Here is a 487-nt window from a genome sequence, read left to right on the forward strand (position 1 = left end):
GCACGCCACCGTTAATACCGCCAGTCAGGTTCCACAGCACCCAAGTGTCCATGTTACCGAAGAGCAGATCGCCGGCCTCGGCCCTCGCACGGGCTCCCTCAACGTTGTCGAGAATCCATTTGACCTTCGGGCCAGAGAAATAGGTCGACAGGCCCAGACCACAGATCTCCTTGTAGCGGTCGGCGCCCGTGTCACCAGCTAGTTCGTTACAGATCTGTTGAGTGCGCGTGTCCTGCCACACGATGGCGTTATAAACCGGCTCACCGGTGTTCTTGTCCCACACCACTGCGGTCTCGCGCTGGTTGGTGATGCCGATGGCGGCCACCTGGTCGTGCTCGATGCTGGCTTGGGCGAGGGCCTCGACCAGGGTCGAACTCTGCGTGGCCCAGATTTCCATCGGATCGTGTTCGACCCAGCCGGCCTGCGGATAGAACTGGGCGAACTCGCGCTGGGCCTGGCTGACCACGTTGGCATCGCGGTCGAAGAC

Annotated in this window: 1 protein-coding gene; it reads right to left on the bottom strand. The window is 61.8% G+C overall.

Annotated features, from left to right (window positions below; translation table 11 throughout):
* On the bottom strand, positions 1-487 hold a 487-nt coding region (locus ACEWB7_RS17485; RefSeq protein WP_411581021.1), incomplete at both ends, for an FGGY family carbohydrate kinase.

Origin of the sequence: Acinetobacter sp. NIOH-H-8 (genome assembly GCF_046635365.1) — a bacterium.
Taxonomy (GTDB): Bacteria; Pseudomonadota; Gammaproteobacteria; order Pseudomonadales; family Moraxellaceae; genus Acinetobacter.